Here is a 16567-nt window from a genome sequence, read left to right as displayed (position 1 = left end):
TTGATCGTTCGGTTAAAAAGTGCGGCATAAGTCTTTGTCACGAAAGAAAATGCATGCTCAAATTGACCGTTTGCGACGGTGCTTGAAGATGGGCAGCCGCCAAGCCAGACTAGTATTCCATCACTTTGACCCGGCTGACTGTAGCCAAACGTAATCTCCGTCCTGCTACCCGGATCGAAATTACCCGGCTAACAGGCTGTTTACAAGGCAGGACGCTATCGTGGCATCAGGCGTACAAACCCGTACAATGCCCGCTTTGCAGTCTGCGGTCCAAGCTGTATGGCCTGGCAATTGTTTTGCAGATTCAGTCGTTGGTAGTCAATCACCAGATGTTCGCGCTCTAGCGCAGGAATAAAAGCGTTTTGAAGAAATCCACCGCAGTACCCAGCCCCGTTCCGCTCTGGCGGCAGCAATTGCACTACCGGCTCAAGGAAGGTGCGTTGATCGCCTTTGGCGCGCTGTGCCTGTATTTGATGATGGCGTTGCTGACCTATGACCAGAACGATCCAGGCTGGAGTCATACCAGCAGTTCGGTCGAGGTTCAGAATGCTGCTGGCCGTGCTGGCGCCTTCTGCGCCGATATTCTGTTCATGGTGCTGGGCTACTTCGCCTATATTTTTCCGCTGTTGCTGGCAGTCAAGGCCTGGCAGGTCTTTCGTCATCGTCATGAGCCGTGGCAGTGGAGTGGCTGGTTGTTCTCCTGGCGGCTGATCGGTCTGGTGTTTCTGGTACTTGCCGGCGCTGCGCTGGCGCATATCCATTTTCACTTTGCCGCGGGTTTTCCTGGCTCGGCGGGTGGTGTGCTGGGTGAAATTCTCGGAGACATGGCCAAGAAGGCCCTGAATATTCAGGGCAGTACGTTGTTGTTCATTGCCTTGTTCCTGTTTGGCCTTACGGTTTTTACCGATCTGTCGTGGTTCAAGGTCATGGACGTGACCGGCAAGATCACCCTGGATCTTTTCGAACTGTTCTATGACGCGGTCAACAACTGGTGGACAGCGCGTAACGAGCGCAAGCAGATGGTCGCGCAACTGCGTGAGGTGGATGACCGCGTCAACGAGGTGGTTGCGCCCGCTACGTCTGATCGTCGCGAGCAAGCCAAGGCCAAGGAGCGTCTGATCGAGCGTGAGAAGGCGTTAAGCACGCACATGACCGCTCGGGAAACCCACATTCCGGCCGTCATCGCTCCTGCGCCTCCCAAGGCTCCAGAACCAAGCAAGCGCGTGATGAAGGAAAAACAGGCGCCGTTGTTTGTGGACAGCGCCGTGGAAGGCACCTTGCCGCCCATCTCGATCCTTGATCCGGCGGAAAAGAAGCAGCTCAATTACTCGCCCGAGTCTCTGGCGGCAGTTGGTCACTTGCTGGAAATCAAGCTCAAGGAGTTCGGCGTTGAAGTGTCGGTAGACTCGATCCATCCCGGCCCGGTCATTACCCGCTATGAAATTCAGCCAGCAGCAGGGGTCAAGGTCAGCCGTATTGCCAACCTGGCCAAGGACTTGGCGCGTTCGCTTGCGGTAACCAGCGTTCGAGTCGTTGAAGTTATCCCGGGCAAGACCACCGTCGGTATCGAGATCCCCAACGAAGACCGGCAGATCGTGCGTTTCTCCGAAGTGCTGTCGACCCCCGAGTACGACAATGCCAAGTCACCGGTTACGCTGGCGCTGGGGCATGACATCGGCGGTAAGCCGGTGATCACTGACCTGGCGAAAATGCCTCACTTGTTGGTGGCCGGTACGACCGGTTCCGGTAAGTCTGTGGGCGTGAACGCGATGATCCTGTCGATTCTGTTCAAGTCCGGCCCGGAAGACGCCAAACTGATCATGATCGACCCGAAAATGCTTGAGCTGTCGATCTACGAAGGCATTCCACATCTGCTTTGCCCGGTTGTGACCGACATGAAGGACGCCGCCAACGCCTTGCGCTGGAGCGTTGCCGAGATGGAGCGTCGCTACAAACTGATGGCGAAGATGGGCGTGCGTAACCTGTCCGGCTTTAACCAGAAGGTCAAGGAAGCTCAGGACGCAGGCACGCCGCTCGCTGATCCGCTGTACAAGCGCGAAAGTATTCATGACGAAGCGCCGCTGCTGACCAAGCTGCCAACTATCGTGGTAGTCGTGGACGAATTTGCCGACATGATGATGATCGTCGGCAAGAAGGTCGAAGAGCTGATTGCGCGTATTGCCCAGAAGGCTCGTGCGGCGGGTATCCACCTGATTCTCGCGACACAGCGTCCCTCGGTTGACGTGATCACCGGTCTGATCAAGGCGAACATCCCGACACGTATGGCGTTCCAGGTATCGAGCAAGATCGACTCGCGGACCATCATCGACCAGGGTGGTGCCGAGCAATTGCTGGGTCACGGTGACATGCTGTACATGCCTCCTGGTACCAGCTTGCCGATTCGTGTGCATGGCGCGTTTGTTTCCGATGACGAAGTACACCGTGTAGTGGAAGCCTGGAAGTTGCGTGGCACACCGGATTACAACGATGACATTCTTGCGGGTGTCGAAGAGGCCGGCAGTGGCTTCGACGGTGGCAGCGGTGAAGGCGGCGAAGACAGCGAAAGCGATGCTCTCTATGACGAGGCAGTCAAATTCGTACTGGAAAGCCGTCGGGCTTCGATTTCTGCGGTACAGCGCAAGCTCAAGATTGGTTACAACCGCGCCGCCCGAATGATCGAGGCGATGGAAATGGCTGGCGTCGTGACCTCCATGAACACCAACGGCTCGCGTGAAGTGATCGCGCCGGGCCCGATGCGCGACTGATCGCACACGTCCATAAATGACTCGCCAGCATTTGAATGCTGGCGAGACTCCACCGAACTCAATGAGGATTCCCATGCGTCTTATCCGCATGTTGTTGGTAACTGCACTGACTTTCTCCGCGATTCCGGCGCACGCCGACAGTAAAGACGTCGCACGTCTGACTCAGTTGCTGGAGACGTCCAAAACCCTGACTGCGCGTTTTTCCCAGTTGACTCTGGACGGCGGTGGTACTCAGTTGCAGGAAACGTCGGGCGAAATGGCCCTGCAGCGTCCAGGTCTGTTCAACTGGCACACCGATGCACCGCAAGAGCAACTGATGGTCTCCGACGGCAAGAAGGTTTCGCTGTGGGACCCGGACCTGGAGCAGGTCACCATCAAGACCCTCGACCAGCGCCTGACTCAGACCCCAGCATTGCTGTTGTCCGGTGACGTTTCGAAGATCAGCGAAAGCTTTGATATCACGGCCAAGGAAGCGGGCGGCGTGATTGACTTCACCCTCAAGCCTAAAACCAAGGACACCCTTTTCGACAGCTTGCGTCTGTCGTTCCGTAACGGCGTGATCAATGACATGCAGTTGATCGACAGTGTCGGCCAGCGTACCAATATCCTGTTCACCGGGGTGAAAGCCAATGAGGCGATCCCGGCGAGCAAATTCCAGTTCCAGATTCCGAAAGGCGCTGACGTCATTCAGGAATAAGAGGTTTTAACGGTTGTCCATGGATCTGTTTCGAAGTGAACCGATCGCTCAACCCTTGGCCGCACGTCTGCGTGCGACCAATCTGGACGAGTATGTCGGTCAAGAGCATCTGTTGGCTCACGGCAAGCCTCTACGCGAGGCGCTGGAGCAAGGTGCTCTGCATTCGATGATTTTCTGGGGGCCGCCCGGTGTCGGTAAAACCACGCTGGCCCGGTTGCTGGCGAAAGTATCGGATGCGCACTTTGAGACGGTGTCTGCCGTGCTGGCCGGGGTCAAAGAGATTCGTCAGGCAGTAGAGGTTGCCAAGCAGCAAGCCGGGCAATACGGCCGTCGCACTATTTTGTTCGTGGACGAAGTACACCGCTTCAACAAGTCCCAACAGGACGCCTTCCTGCCTTACGTCGAAGATGGCACGCTGATTTTCATTGGCGCGACCACTGAAAATCCTTCGTTTGAGCTCAACAACGCGTTGCTGTCCCGTGCCAGGGTGTATGTCCTCAAGAGCCTTGATGAAGCCGCGCTGCGCAAGCTGGTCAATCGCGCGCTGACCGAAGAGCGTGGTCTGGGCCAACACCAGTTGAGCCTGAGCGATGAAGGATTTGCCATGCTCATGGCCGCTGCCGACGGTGACGGTCGGCGCATGCTGAATCTGCTGGAGAACGCGTCAGACCTGGCTGAAGACGGCTCGGAGATCAGTCTGGAGCTGCTGCAAAGCCTGATGGGCGACAGCCGCCGACGTTTCGATAAGGGCGGCGAAGCGTTTTATGACCAGATTTCTGCGCTGCATAAGTCCATTCGTGGCTCTAACCCGGATGCAGCCTTGTACTGGTTTGCACGAATGATCGATGGCGGTTGCGACCCGTTGTATCTGGCGCGCCGCGTGGTGCGCATGGCCAGTGAAGACATTGGTAATGCCGATCCGCGCGCGTTGCCGTTGTGCATGTCGGCGTGGGATGTTCAGGAACGTCTGGGCAGCCCGGAAGGCGAGTTGGCTGTCGCACAGGCCATTGTTTATCTGGCTTGCGCGCCGAAAAGCAACGCGGTGTACATGGGGTTCAAGGCTGCGATGCGTGAAGCCACCGAGCACGGCTCGCTGGAAGTCCCGCTGCATTTGCGCAATGCGCCGACCAAATTGATGAAGCAGCTGGGCTATGGCGAAGAGTACCGCTACGCCCACGACGAGCCGGATGCCTATGCGGCGGGTGAAGACTACTTCCCTGACGACCTTGAACCGCGTCAATATTACCAGCCAGTGCCCCGTGGCCTGGAGCTGAAAATCGGTGAAAAGCTCAAGCATCTGGCCGCGTTGGACGCTGCCAGTCCTCGTCAGCGGAGAAAGTAGTGCTCAAAACCATTCTTGCGGTGTCGATTGCCGGTATCGCTGGTACATTATTGCGCTTCGCTGCTGGCACTTGGGTCAGCGCGAACTGGCCAAAGCATTTTTACGCGGCAACCCTGGCGGTTAACATCGTCGGTTGCCTGATTATCGGTGTGCTCTACGGGCTTTTTCTGTTGCGCCCGGAAGTACCGATAGAGATTCGTGCCGGCTTGATCGTCGGCTTTGTTGGCGGTCTTACGACCTTTTCATCCTTTTCACTGGATACGTTGCGCCTGCTCGAAAGCGGGCAAATGCCGTTAGCCCTTGGCTATGCCGGTATCAGCGTGTTTGGCGGGCTGCTCGCGACGTGGGTTGGCCTGTCCCTGACCAGACTTTGATAAACGAGAGAACGATATGCTCGATTCCAAACTGTTACGTACCCAACTTCAGGACGTAGCGGATCGCCTGGCTTCCCGTGGCTTTACACTGGACGTTGCCCGCATCGAAGCGCTGGAGGCCCAGCGCAAGACCGTTCAGACCCGCACTGAACAGCTTCAGGCCGAGCGTAATGCCCGTTCCAAATCCATCGGTCAGGCCAAGCAGCGCGGTGAAGACATCGCACCGCTGATGGCCGACATCGATCGCATGGCTGAAGAGCTGAATACCGGCAAGAAAGAGCTGGACGGTATTCAGGCCGAACTGGATTCGATGCTCCTGAGCATGCCGAATATCCCTCACGAATCCGTACCCGTGGGCGCTGACGAAGACGGTAACGTTGAAGTCCGCACCTGGGGCACTCCAGCCTCGTTCGACTTCCAGGTTCAGGACCACGTCGCGCTGGGCGAGAAATACGGCTGGCTGGATTTTGAAACCGCCGCCAAGCTGTCCGGCGCCCGTTTCGCGTTGCTGCGTGGCCCGATCGCACGCCTGCACCGCGCACTCGCGCAGTTCATGATCAATCTGCACATCAACGAGCACGGCTATGAAGAGGCTTACACGCCTTATCTGGTCCAGGCGCCAGCGTTGCAGGGCACCGGTCAGTTGCCGAAGTTTGAAGAAGACCTGTTCAAGATATCCCGCGAAGGCGAGGCGGACTTGTATCTAATTCCGACTGCGGAAGTCTCTCTGACCAACATCGTGTCCGGCGAAATCATCGACGCCAAGCAACTGCCGTTGAAGTTCGTGGCTCACACGCCATGCTTCCGCAGCGAAGCGGGCGCATCGGGTCGGGACACTCGCGGCATGATCCGTCAGCACCAGTTCGACAAGGTCGAGATGGTACAAATCGTCGAGCCTGAAAAATCCATGGAAGCTCTTGAAGGCCTGACAGCTAACGCCGAACGCGTCCTGCAATTGCTCGAGCTGCCTTATCGCGTTCTGGCACTGTGCACTGGTGATATGGGCTTCAGCGCAGTTAAAACCTACGACCTGGAAGTGTGGATTCCGAGTCAGGATAAATTCCGCGAGATTTCGTCTTGCTCCAACTGCGGTGATTTCCAGGCGCGTCGTATGCAGGCTCGCTGGCGCAACCCGGAAACCGGCAAGCCAGAACTGGTTCATACCCTGAACGGTTCGGGTCTGGCGGTGGGGCGTACCCTGGTTGCTGTGCTGGAAAACTACCAGCAAGCCGACGGCTCGATTCGTGTGCCGGAAGTGCTCAAACCTTATATGGGTGGGCTTGAGGTCATCGGTTAAATGGAATTCCTGCCGCTGTTCCATAACCTGCGTGGCAGCCAAGTGCTGGTCGTGGGCGGTGGCGAGATTGCATTGCGCAAATCCCGCCTCATCGCCGAGGCCGGCGCCGTCATTCGGGTGGTCGCTCCAGAGATCGAGCCACAACTGCGCGAGCTGGTTGAGCGCAGTGGCGGACAGTTGATTCTGCGTGGCTACAACGTCAATGATCTGGACGGTTGCGTGCTGATCATTGCCGCCACCGATGACGAGCCGCTCAACGCTCAGGTGTCTCATGACGCCAGACAGCGCTGTGTACCGGTCAATGTGGTGGATGCACCTGCGCTGTGCAGCGTGATTTTCCCGGCCATCGTCGACCGTTCGCCATTGGTCATCGCAGTTTCCAGTGGAGGCGACGCTCCGGTGCTGGCGCGGTTGATTCGCGCCAAGCTGGAAACCTGGATTCCGTCGACTTACGGTCAGTTGGCCGGTCTGGCCGCGCGTTTCCGTAGTCAGGTAAAGAATCTGTTTCCGGACGTCACCCAGCGCCGTGCCTTCTGGGAAGAAGTTTTTCAGGGGCCGATTGCTGACCGGCAACTGGCCGGACAGGGCGCTGAAGCAGAGCGCCTGCTGATCGCCAAGATTGCAGGTGATGCGCCGCATGCTCCCGGTGAGGTTTATCTGGTAGGTGCAGGGCCGGGTGATCCGGACCTGCTGACCTTCCGGGCATTGCGTCTGATGCAACAGGCCGACGTGGTGTTGTACGACCGTCTTGTGGCTCCGGCGATTCTGGATTTGTGCCGGCGTGACGCCGAGCGGGTCTATGTGGGCAAGCGTCGTGCTGATCACGCCGTGCCGCAAGACGAGATTAACAAGCAGCTGGTTGATCTGGCCAAGCAGGGCAAGCGCGTCCTACGGTTGAAGGGCGGTGATCCGTTCATTTTTGGCCGCGGCGGCGAAGAGATCGAGGAACTGGCGGCCCACGGAGTTCCATTTCAGGTCGTACCGGGTATCACGGCAGCCAGCGGTTGCGCAGCCTATGCGGGTATTCCACTGACTCACCGTGACCATGCGCAGTCGGTGCGTTTCATTACCGGGCACTTGAAGAACGGCACCAGTGATTTGCCCTGGAGTGATTTGGTAGCCCCCGCACAGACCCTGGTTTTCTACATGGGGCTGATCGGATTACCAATCATCTGTGAGCAACTGATCAAGCATGGTCGATCCGCTGATACTCCGGCTGCATTGATCCAGCAGGGTACTACCTCCAGTCAGCGGGTGTTTACAGGCACTTTGGCCGATCTGCCACGAATGGTCGCGGAGCATGAAGTCCATGCGCCGACGTTGGTAATCGTGGGCGAAGTGGTCCAGTTACGCGAAAAACTCGCCTGGTTCGAAGGGGCTCAGGCTACGGTCTGATCTGAAGTAGCGCGTTGTGTACGGGCTGACTGCCTCGGTGTCTATCACATCACGCCGTCTCCCGTAATACGGCAGAACTGTAGGAGCGCACGAGCACCGCGAGGCCGCGATAGCGGTTTATTAGAAAGACCGCCATCGTGGCCTCGCGGTGCTCGTGCGCTCCTACAGTGGTTTTGACCCTAGGTGGCGCAACACGCCGCCAAGGTTAAACGCCTGTCTTGCTCCAGATACCACGCCCTGTCAGCCGCTCACGATCATGCGCTCTGCCCAGATCCTGCAGCGGGCCTTTAGGCACCACAGCTGTAGGATTAATGGTGCCGTGGCTCTCGTAGTAGTGATGCTTGATGTGCGTGAAGTCCACCGTTTCGGTGATGCCCGGCCACTGGTACAGCTCCAGCATCCAGTTGCTCAGGTTCGGATAGTCCGAAATCCGCCGCAGGTTGCACTTGAAGTGCCCGTGATAGACAGCGTCGAAGCGCACAACAGTGGTGAACAGGCGCACGTCGGCTTCAGTCAGGTATTCGCCAGTCAGGTAGCGTTTCTCGGCCAACAGCTTTTCCAGAACATCGAGTTCGGCGAAGACATCATCAAAGGCCTCTTCATAAGCGCCTTGAGAGGTTGCAAAGCCCGCGCGGTAGACGCCGTTATTCACAGCCGGATAAATGCGCTCATTCAACTCATTGATCGGCGACTGCAAGGCGTCAGGATACAGATCAAGTCGATTACCGGTCAGATCGTCAAAGGCGCTGTTGAACATGCGGATGATTTCCGCGGATTCGTTGCTGACGATGCGCTGCAGTTTCTTATCCCAGAGCAGAGGCACGGTCACACGACCGGTATAATCTGCCGTGTCAGCCAGATAGCGCTGATAAAGAAATTCATGGTTGTCGAGTGGGTCGCCGGTCGAGCCTTTTTCGGTATCGAAGGTCCAGCCGTGCTCGCGCATCAGCCAACTGACCACGGATACGTCGATCAGGCTTTCCAGCCCTTTGAGCTTGCGATAGATGAGCGTGCGATGGGCCCAGGGGCAGGCCAGTGATACGTACAGATGATAGCGCCCGGCCTCGGCTTTGAAGCCGCCTTCACCTGAAGGTCCTGGTCGACCATCAGCGGTGATCCAGTTGCGACGTTGCGCCTGCTCGCGCTGAAATGCCCCATCTTTGCTGCTTTCGTACCACTGGTCTTGCCAGCGTCCTTCAACGAGAAGGCCCATATCAAACTCCAAAGTGTGTGCTTATGTGCTTTGGAGATGAGTTTAAGCCGATTCGTTCGAACAAATAGCGCAAAGGTTGGGGGGTAATGATCGGTTAGATCGATGTATTCCTGTTCTTCCAGAAAAGCTCAGCTTGGGCGAACGCTTCCGTACGGGGCAATCCCAAGCCGCGTAAAGCCAGCGCCATCGTTGAAATCAACGCCAGTTGCGGATAGCTGTCTTCGATCTCACCTTTCCACAGCGCGACGAGTTGCTGCGGATCCAGGGTTGCCGGTTTCACATGGCGTCGATCCGACAGAGCCGGCCACTCCTCATCCCATGGTTGGCCGGCTGTGGTGCCGTAAAGATGGCTGATGGTGTCTGGATTGATCTCCACTTCACCGCCATCACCCTTGATAACGATGGTGTGATTGCCGAGCAAGCCGCTGGCGTCGCGATGAACGCCCTGGTAGCCAGGGTGAAAAATGCTTTGCAGGCCGCAACGTGCATCCAGTGGATTGAGGATCCGCGCCAGTGAATGAATTGGCGAGCGCAGCCCGAGGGTATTACGCAGGTCAATCATACGCTGCAGTTGTGGAGCCCAGTCGCCCAGCGGGAAGAATGCCAGGTTATGCTGTTGTAACGCTTGGTCCACGGCTTGCCAGTTGCGGCACAGCGGAATGCCCAGCAGACCCAGCAATTGTTCGGTGTAGAGTCGGCCGGCCGTATGCGCGCCGCCGCCGTGCATCAAGATACGTACCCCGTTCTGAGCCAGGCATTTGGCCGCCAGCAAGTACCAAGGCAAATGTCGCTTCTTGCCAGCATAGGTAGGCCAGTCAATATCGACCTGAAGTGGCGGGGCGTTCAGTCGCTCGCGCAACGCTTCAGTGAAGCCCGCCAACTCCTCCGCGCTTTCTTCCTTGTGGCGCAGCAGCATCAGAAACGCACCCAACTGGCTTTCTTCGACCTTTTCGTCGAGGAGCATGCCCATGGCCTCCCGGGCTTCTTCACGGGTCAGATTGCGCGCTCCACGTTTGCCTTTGCCCAGGATACGGACGAACTGGGCAAAGGGATGTTCGGCAGGTGTTTCAAGGACGAGTGGGGCGTAGTCGTTCATATGCAATTAGTCGGCTTGGGCAGGCCCGCCAGCTTGGCGGCGAGTTTGGCGGGAGTGCCGTTGAACAGGCGGTTAAGGTGCATGCTGTTGCCTTTTTCCGGACCGAGCTTCAGGGCTGTGTATTTGATCAGCGGCCGGGTCGCGGGTGACAGCTGGAATTCGGCGTAGAAATCCCTTAGCAACAGCAACACCTCGATGTGTTCGGGGCTCAGCGCAATACCTTCCCGGCCGGATAGCGCGTTCGCAACATCCATCGACCAGTCATCAAGGTTTTGCAGAAAGCCGTCTTTATCCAGAGCGATGATTTGCCCGGCCACGTTCAACTCGTTCATAGCCACGTGTTGACCTTGTCGAAGCGAATCGATAGTTCGACGAAGCCTGGGTAGTCGACGACTGTTGTCCAGTCTGGCGCCGCCATGCTCCGCGCTTGAATATCCTCCTCAAGCACAAACACTTCATTGTCGCTTAGCGCTTGCAGTGCCTGGAGTGGTGCTGTCGAGTCGGTCAGCGCGTAAGTGGCGTCGCCGCACAGCAGCACGCCGTCGGCCGGGCCGAGAAGGCGCAGGCAACTGGTCATGCGGCTGTCGGTGAAGGGAGAATGAGATAAAACGTGCAGGGTCGACATCAGATTGTGATCACGTGGTCGTAGCGGTCAATAAGTGCGGTGATTTCCGCAGATTGCGGCAATTGAATGATTTCCTCATCCACTGCTTCCGGCAGGATGCCGCGCTCGGCAAGGCTGGTGCCACAAGCGTAAATTTCTTCGACGCCGAACATCGACAGCGCCTTGAGGTTGGCGGTCAGGTCTTTCTGTTGCAGAGCCTTGGCGTTCTGCTCCGGCAACAACTGAAAGACACCATCATCCAGAAACAACAGGCCCACGGGCAAATCATAAGCACCACCGGCCAGCACGATATCCAGCGCCTCTCGCGCACCCGGCCCGGACCATGGCGCCTGACGGCTGATAATCAACATTGATTTAGCCACTTCAAGGCCCTCCGAAACAGATCACACGATCAGCGGTTTGCGCCGCGTCGTGTAACTGGCCTAACCCGGATAATTCCCACGGGGCCAGCAGGTTGGCCGCTGGCCGCTGATAGCGCTGAGCTTCTTCATCATTTAGAACCCCGCGGCGCAGGGCGGCGGCGATGCACACTACACCGTCCAGTTGGTGCTGAGTGATGAAGTCTCGCCATTGCGAGGGCAGGTCGTGTTCGTCCTGAGGCGTCACGACATTGGCCGAAGCGCTGTGGACGCCATCCTGATAGAAGAACAGCCGCACAATCTCATGCCCACCCGCCAGCGCTGCCTGAGCAAACAGCAGGGCGCGGCGCGAGGAGGGCGCATGGGCAGCGCTGAAAAGATTGATCGCGAACTTCATGACAGGCCCTGAGCAGAAAAACTTGGCCAATGATAAAGAATTCACGAGCACTAGACAGCAAAAAGCCCGCTAGGCGGGCTTTTTGATGAAGCAGGACAGCTGAATCAGTCGTCGCGGCTCATGATGCCGAAGATCTGCAACAGGCTGACGAACAGGTTGTAGATCGAAACATATAGGCTGATGGTCGCCATGATGTAGTTACGCTCGCCACCCTGAATGATCGCGCTGGTCTGGAACAGAATGCAGGCCGACGAGAACAGGACGAAGCCAGCGCTGATCGCCAACTGCAGACCGCTGATCTGGAAGAAAATGCTTGCCAGTACCGCCGCCAGCAGGACGAAGAAGCCAGCGGTGATGAAACCACCGAGGAAGCTCATGTCCTTGCGGGTGATCAGCACGTAAGCCGACAGACCACCGAACACCAGTGCAGTCATGGCGAATGCCGAGCTGACAACTTCAGCGCCGCCTTGCATGCCCAGGTAACGGTTGAGGATCGGGCCAAGGATGAAACCCATGAAACCGGTCAAGGCGAATGCCGACACCAGACCCCACGCCGAATCGCGCAGTTTGTTGGTGAGGAAAAACAGGCCGTAGAAACCGATCAGTACAACGAAAATGTTCGGGTAGCCAACGCGCATCTGCTGCGCTACAAAAGCCATGACACCGCTGAAAGCAAGGGTCAGAGCCAGAAGACCGTATGTGTTGCGCAGGACGCGGCTAACCTCTAGCTGATCGGCCTGCACGCCGTTATTAACTGCGTAATCCTGTTCGCGCATGGCGAAACTCCTAGTGGTTGAAATGTTGAGTTGCAAAGATCATAACAGACGACCTGAAATCAGCCACCTAGAGAGTTTGACAGCGTGTTTCATTCCGGTATTATGGCGCCCGCAATGCAAACGGAAGTATGGCCGAGTGGTTTAAGGCAGCAGTCTTGAAAACTGCCGACTGTAACAGGTCCTAGAGTTCGAATCTCTATGCTTCCGCCATCTTAGATACGTCAAAGCCCTGATTATTCAGGGCTTTTTCGTTTGTGGCGTTTGAGAAATCCCGATTGGGAAATCACGTTCGGTTCTTCATCTTTGGGATCGTTTCCGCAGCTAATGCGGAAAAGGCTTCATCGAATCGGCTTTACAATCTCCCCTACGGACGATAGACAGCTCAGTAATCCGCTCCTCGCTGCGCCCCGAGAGCCGACTGCCGTCCCCTTAGTAATCAATTTCATTCGTGGTGCAGTGATTCCTTCCGCGAAGAGCGCGTGTCGCCTGGGCTGAAGCAGGATCAGTTTGCGCAGCCAGGCGGGGTGAACCGCAACATTCAGTCCTGAGAGAAAAGTAATAGATATCCTGATACCGCTTACCTGACAGCGGTAGCGGCTGCTGTTTTCGATATCTTCTATCCCATTACCGGGACGCGTAGCTCCCAAGCGGCTGCCAGCGCCTGCTCAAAGGCCAATTGGCAGGGTTTTGGTCTATGAACGTTAGGTAATTGCCGGGTAATTTTTAGATTTATCGAAAGGGAGGTCGAAGTGGTCGATTACCTCGACTACCACTGAAAAGGAGAACCGCCGATGGCTATGCATAACCCACCCCATCGTGATGAAATGCTCCACGACATGTTGCCAGGCCTTCATATCAAAATTGCCGAAATGGCTAGACGTCTGCATTTTTCCAGCGAAATGCTTTCGCGTTTAGTTAACAGGCGATCTCCGATAAGTTCTGATCCAACTGTGCCCCTTTAGCGCGCAGGTATGAGCACCGCCCGGTTTTGGCCAAGGCTCAGCTCAACTATGATCTGTGGTCGGCAGAGCACCGAGAGCATCCAGCCGTGGACTGGCAGGTTGCGGCTTAGGAATTTTTCCCCGAGCTCAGCTCAGCATTATATGAGCGACAGCATAGGTTATTCACCCCACCCACGGACAGATGGGCACTAAGCTTGCTGAGCGATGTAGAGACTTCTGAGTGCGAGTAAGCTAGTGTTTCTCACGGTACTGCTTTGCATTACAAGCAGGATCGGGAATCCTCACGTGTTCAATCGGGATGTGCAATGAGCGAGCCTAGCAATATTTGGGACGACGACATGATGGATCGGAAGGCAAGTAGTGCGTTTCTGACCTCCTACTTGTTAGCAAACGATCATGTGCATGTGCTCAACGTCAACTCGCCTTGGGGGGCAGGGAAGTCATTTTTTTTAAAACGTTGGGCAGAAAGCTTGAGCGAGCATCACGTTTGTGTGTCGTTCAACGCTTGGGAGACTGACTACTCAACTGAGCCACTAGTGGCTCTCGTAACCTGCATTGAACAACAGACTGCAGATCCTCTTCAGCTTGACGCAACTAAAACGGGAAAGTCCTTAATCGCCGCATCCTCAACTCTGATAAAAAAAGCCACGCCGCTAATTTTGAAAGGTCTGGTCCGGAAGGTCAGTGGTGTTGAGTTGGACGAAATATTCGGGGAGGGGGGGGAGGATGCCGCAACCTCCATTGTTGAAAGTCTAATTAAAGAGCAGGCCGAAACCGCAAAAAATGTAGAAGATTTTAAATCTGAAGTTCTGAAAAGGCTTGCCGCTGCCGCTGAAAATCAAAAAAAATCTGCTCCTGCTTTCATTTTTATTGATGAGCTTGATAGATGTAGACCAACCTATGCGATTGAACTTTTGGAAAGGGTGAAACATTTTTTTGAACTTTCTGACTGTCGTTTTATAATTGCATCCGATTCTGAGCAGCTAGCGCATTCTATTAGAGCTGTATATGGAGCAGGATTCTCATCTGAAAAGTATCTCAATCGCTTTTTTGATGCCGAATTCAGGCTGGATAATACCGATATTTTTAAAATTGTATCTTTGAATTTGCCAGTAATTCCCTCTCTGGTGCTTGGTGTCAACGTAACCGGAGACGTTTCGCGCCACCGTTATAATGACACAGGAAAGGAAAGCGCCTACCCAAGAGCTAATACCATAATAAGCAAAACTCCCGGGTTCACAGAAAATGCATTGATCGTCGTTGCGCTAAGTAAATATTTTCGCGTCGAACTTCGTGAGATGATAAATTATTTCAAACAGTTGAAAAGTGCATCTGATTCACTCAAGGGTGAAGTGAATTTCTTCTGGTTGGCTTTTCTCATATTTGCAAAGTCCACAAGGCCGCAATTATACCAAGCTTTGTTTTCAGATGGGAAAAGCGATGACGCGTTTAAGGCGATGGATTTAGAGGCCAATGTCGTGACCCTTAGTTTTACGAGCAGTCTCGCGGAGGTGTCCGATATAGCTCGGTTCTATCTTCGCTTAATTAATTCAGAGAGGGATGAGCTAAATAGGATTTCAAGTTCGCTAAGTGGTTGGCAGGATAGGATCTACTATAGCGTAGTTAACGAATTGCCTAAATTGTATTCTTACAAGAGCGTTGTTGAATTGGCCCACCGTTTGACTTAGTGTTATCGAGGCTTTAGTGTTTTGCCCCGTGTATAAGCCGGTATTCAGGTCAATCCAGTCAGGCGCACACTCCATATTTGAGTGTGGCCTGCATCTTTAATGTCGCTTCAGTTATTGTTTGGAACTTGTTAGGCTTTTCTCTGATTGATCTATCGAAGAAAATTTGCGATTGCACTCAATTACGATGAAGTTGTACGTTGATTTTTTGTCCGGAGTAGCAATAACCGCTTGTTTAAATGGCAGCATGGTCATGACACTACCAGGAGGAGCGGTGAAGCCGCAAATCTCAGGATTTAAATGAAATGAGGTTTCAACTAAAAGGACCTTTAGGATTTTGTTTGTTTCGTCTTTTCTGATCAGTTGGACATATTCTAGAGGGGCTATAATTGTCATTGTAAAGCCTATGATGATGCTAGCTAAAATCAGTATCTCCATTTTTTGAGAGTGAGGATCTTCCCATTTGGCTCCTAGGAAATTTTTTTTAGGTTGTTTATTTTGGGAGAAGGTTTTGTCCAACGCCATGATTTTTATGAACGCAAGTATGCTAATTACGACATAGACAGCTAAGCTGCAGGCTACAGCTATGTACGCCCAGATACCTACTGTGGCGATGAGCGTAATGACTTTTTGCGCGTCAGGGAAATTTGAAGCATTCGTTGAGGTGAAGTCCGCAATGCTTGCGTCAGTCATCGCGCTCGCCATATATCCTATGCATATTGCCAGTGCAATAAGTATCGTCTTGATAATAACGGAATTTTCTTTGTAGGCTGCAATAAGTTTATATTGCTCGTCTACTAGTGCGATTGTCCCGGTCATTATTATAAAGATTGGGCCGATGCTCAAAATGGTTATATCGAATTCGTCGAATAAGAATTTCTTTGCACTCGCCAGGATCACAAAGCATATGTATCCTAGCCAAATAGCGGCACAATAAAGTTCGCAGCTGGATATTGATGCAAAACTGTAGTTAATCCTTATTTTGGGGGCGTATATGATGAGGTATTTTTTTTCTGCATATCTAATCAGCAGGGTTGCGATTACAGGCAGATAGGCTAAAGCAGCTAGGATTTTTACTGGGAGCATGTGCTGAGGTCGGTCCATGATCGAAAAAGCAACATTTTGTCTCATCTACTTTACGTCGTCAGCCTTAGGCAGCCATTACTGGGGAATTTTCCGATCTGCTCATCCACTGCCCACTTTGCATTCGAAATCCGCTATACCAACGTACCAACTTCTTGGCCCTACTTTGATGCCCTGACGTCACTGCCTTCTCCTGACTTGTCTGATCATCCCTGTAATACATTATCGCCCCAGTGTGATGACCGCCTCAGGCAGCATGCTTTCAAGACTCAGGCTCATCGTGTAACCGCTATCCGCGCTCAGGTGGTGCTGTACGTTTAGCCCGAGAAGGTGATGACTGCGCTGGATGAGATTAATGGGCGCTGGGAAGAGGGGCTTCGGGCTTCGTGCTGCGGGTGTGACCGCCGATCCGGATGGGTGATGCGGCGGGAGATGATGAGTAGAAGTCATACTAAACGTATTGATCAATTGCGGATCGTCATCTGTCGATAGTCGCTAAGG

General features: G+C 54.5%; 16 protein-coding genes and 1 tRNA gene. 9 read left to right on the top strand and 8 right to left on the bottom strand.

The genetic code is table 11. The annotated features are described in order from the left end of the window. The first annotated feature begins 362 nt into the window (after positions 1–362). From ftsK to cysG, 6 genes are all read left to right on the top strand, one after another. Positions 363–2765: a DNA translocase FtsK gene (gene ftsK / locus ABRP31_RS17960; RefSeq protein WP_349969571.1), complete on the top strand. Its 2403-nt coding sequence runs from the start codon at positions 363–365 to the stop codon at positions 2763–2765. A 73-nt stretch (positions 2766–2838) separates the two neighbouring features. After that, positions 2839–3462, top strand: coding sequence for an outer membrane lipoprotein chaperone LolA (gene lolA, locus ABRP31_RS17955; RefSeq protein ID WP_087265247.1), 624 nt, complete (start codon positions 2839–2841; stop codon positions 3460–3462). A gap of 19 nt (positions 3463–3481) precedes the next feature. Continuing rightward, positions 3482–4804, top strand: a complete 1323-nt coding sequence (locus tag ABRP31_RS17950) for a replication-associated recombination protein A (RefSeq protein ID WP_087265246.1) — start codon at positions 3482–3484, stop codon at positions 4802–4804. Beyond that, positions 4804–5178 (top strand): fluoride efflux transporter CrcB, encoded by a 375-nt coding sequence (crcB, locus tag ABRP31_RS17945; RefSeq protein WP_027899218.1) that lies wholly within the window; start codon positions 4804–4806, stop codon positions 5176–5178. Before ABRP31_RS17950 ends, crcB begins: the two co-directional genes overlap by 1 nt. A gap of 16 nt (positions 5179–5194) precedes the next feature. Beyond that, on the top strand, positions 5195–6475 hold the full coding sequence (serS, locus tag ABRP31_RS17940; RefSeq protein WP_087265245.1) for a serine--tRNA ligase: 1281 nt from the start codon (positions 5195–5197) through the stop codon (positions 6473–6475). Next, positions 6476–7870: a siroheme synthase CysG gene (cysG, locus tag ABRP31_RS17935; RefSeq protein WP_349969570.1), complete on the top strand. Its 1395-nt coding sequence runs from the start codon at positions 6476–6478 to the stop codon at positions 7868–7870. A 205-nt stretch (positions 7871–8075) separates the two neighbouring features. Here cysG and ABRP31_RS17930 read toward each other — a convergent pair whose 3' ends face one another. The 7 genes from ABRP31_RS17930 to ABRP31_RS17900 form a co-directional block, all read right to left on the bottom strand. Further along, a complete protein-coding gene (locus ABRP31_RS17930) occupies positions 8076–9083 on the bottom strand; it encodes a glutathione S-transferase family protein (RefSeq protein ID WP_349969569.1) in 1008 nt (335 codons plus the stop codon). A gap of 94 nt (positions 9084–9177) precedes the next feature. Further along, positions 9178–10179 carry a glycosyl transferase family protein gene (locus ABRP31_RS17925; protein ID WP_087265242.1) on the bottom strand — a complete coding sequence of 334 codons (1002 nt, stop codon included), beginning with the start codon at positions 10177–10179 and terminating at the stop codon, positions 9178–9180. Continuing rightward, positions 10176–10511 (bottom strand): TusE/DsrC/DsvC family sulfur relay protein, encoded by a 336-nt coding sequence (locus tag ABRP31_RS17920; RefSeq protein WP_087265241.1) that lies wholly within the window; start codon positions 10509–10511, stop codon positions 10176–10178. The genes ABRP31_RS17925 and ABRP31_RS17920 overlap by 4 nt, the downstream gene beginning before the upstream one ends. Next, a complete protein-coding gene (gene tusB, locus ABRP31_RS17915) occupies positions 10508–10804 on the bottom strand; it encodes a sulfurtransferase complex subunit TusB (protein ID WP_349969568.1) in 297 nt (98 codons plus the stop codon). The genes ABRP31_RS17920 and tusB overlap by 4 nt, the downstream gene beginning before the upstream one ends. After that, complete coding sequence (tusC, locus tag ABRP31_RS17910; RefSeq protein WP_349969567.1) at positions 10804–11166, bottom strand: sulfurtransferase complex subunit TusC; 363 nt, start codon at positions 11164–11166, stop codon at positions 10804–10806. The genes tusB and tusC overlap by 1 nt, the downstream gene beginning before the upstream one ends. Position 11167: 1 nt before the next feature. Beyond that, the gene (gene tusD / locus ABRP31_RS17905; protein ID WP_087265238.1) at positions 11168–11560 is read right to left on the bottom strand and encodes a sulfurtransferase complex subunit TusD; all 393 of its coding nucleotides are present in this window, start codon (positions 11558–11560) and stop codon (positions 11168–11170) included. Between the two features lie 104 nt (positions 11561–11664). Then, positions 11665–12336 carry a Bax inhibitor-1/YccA family protein gene (locus ABRP31_RS17900; RefSeq protein ID WP_087265237.1) on the bottom strand — a complete coding sequence of 224 codons (672 nt, stop codon included), beginning with the start codon at positions 12334–12336 and terminating at the stop codon, positions 11665–11667. A gap of 122 nt (positions 12337–12458) precedes the next feature. On the opposite strand from ABRP31_RS17900, the gene ABRP31_RS17895 reads away from it, so the two are divergent. Both ABRP31_RS17895 and ABRP31_RS17890 read left to right on the top strand, forming a co-directional pair. Next, positions 12459–12546 (top strand) — tRNA-Ser (locus ABRP31_RS17895). Positions 12547–13603: 1057 nt separating this feature from the next. After that, positions 13604–14986, top strand: coding sequence for a P-loop NTPase fold protein (locus ABRP31_RS17890; RefSeq protein WP_349969566.1), 1383 nt, complete (start codon positions 13604–13606; stop codon positions 14984–14986). A 111-nt stretch (positions 14987–15097) separates the two neighbouring features. Here the strand turns inward: ABRP31_RS17890 and ABRP31_RS17885 are convergent, their stop codons facing one another. Continuing rightward, a complete protein-coding gene (locus tag ABRP31_RS17885) occupies positions 15098–16069 on the bottom strand; it encodes a hypothetical protein (RefSeq protein WP_349969564.1) in 972 nt (323 codons plus the stop codon). A 330-nt stretch (positions 16070–16399) separates the two neighbouring features. Here ABRP31_RS17885 and ABRP31_RS17880 point away from each other — a divergent pair, with 330 nt between their 5' ends. Next, positions 16400–16558, top strand: a complete 159-nt coding sequence (locus ABRP31_RS17880; protein WP_349969563.1) for a DUF4113 domain-containing protein — start codon at positions 16400–16402, stop codon at positions 16556–16558. Positions 16559–16567: the final 9 nt, after the last annotated feature.

Origin of the sequence: Pseudomonas caspiana, from assembly GCF_040224095.2 — a bacterium.
Classification (GTDB): Bacteria; Pseudomonadota; Gammaproteobacteria; order Pseudomonadales; family Pseudomonadaceae; genus Aquipseudomonas; species Aquipseudomonas caspiana.
The sequence above is the reverse complement of the archived record's forward strand: the minus strand, read 5'-3'. Positions and strand labels throughout refer to the sequence as shown.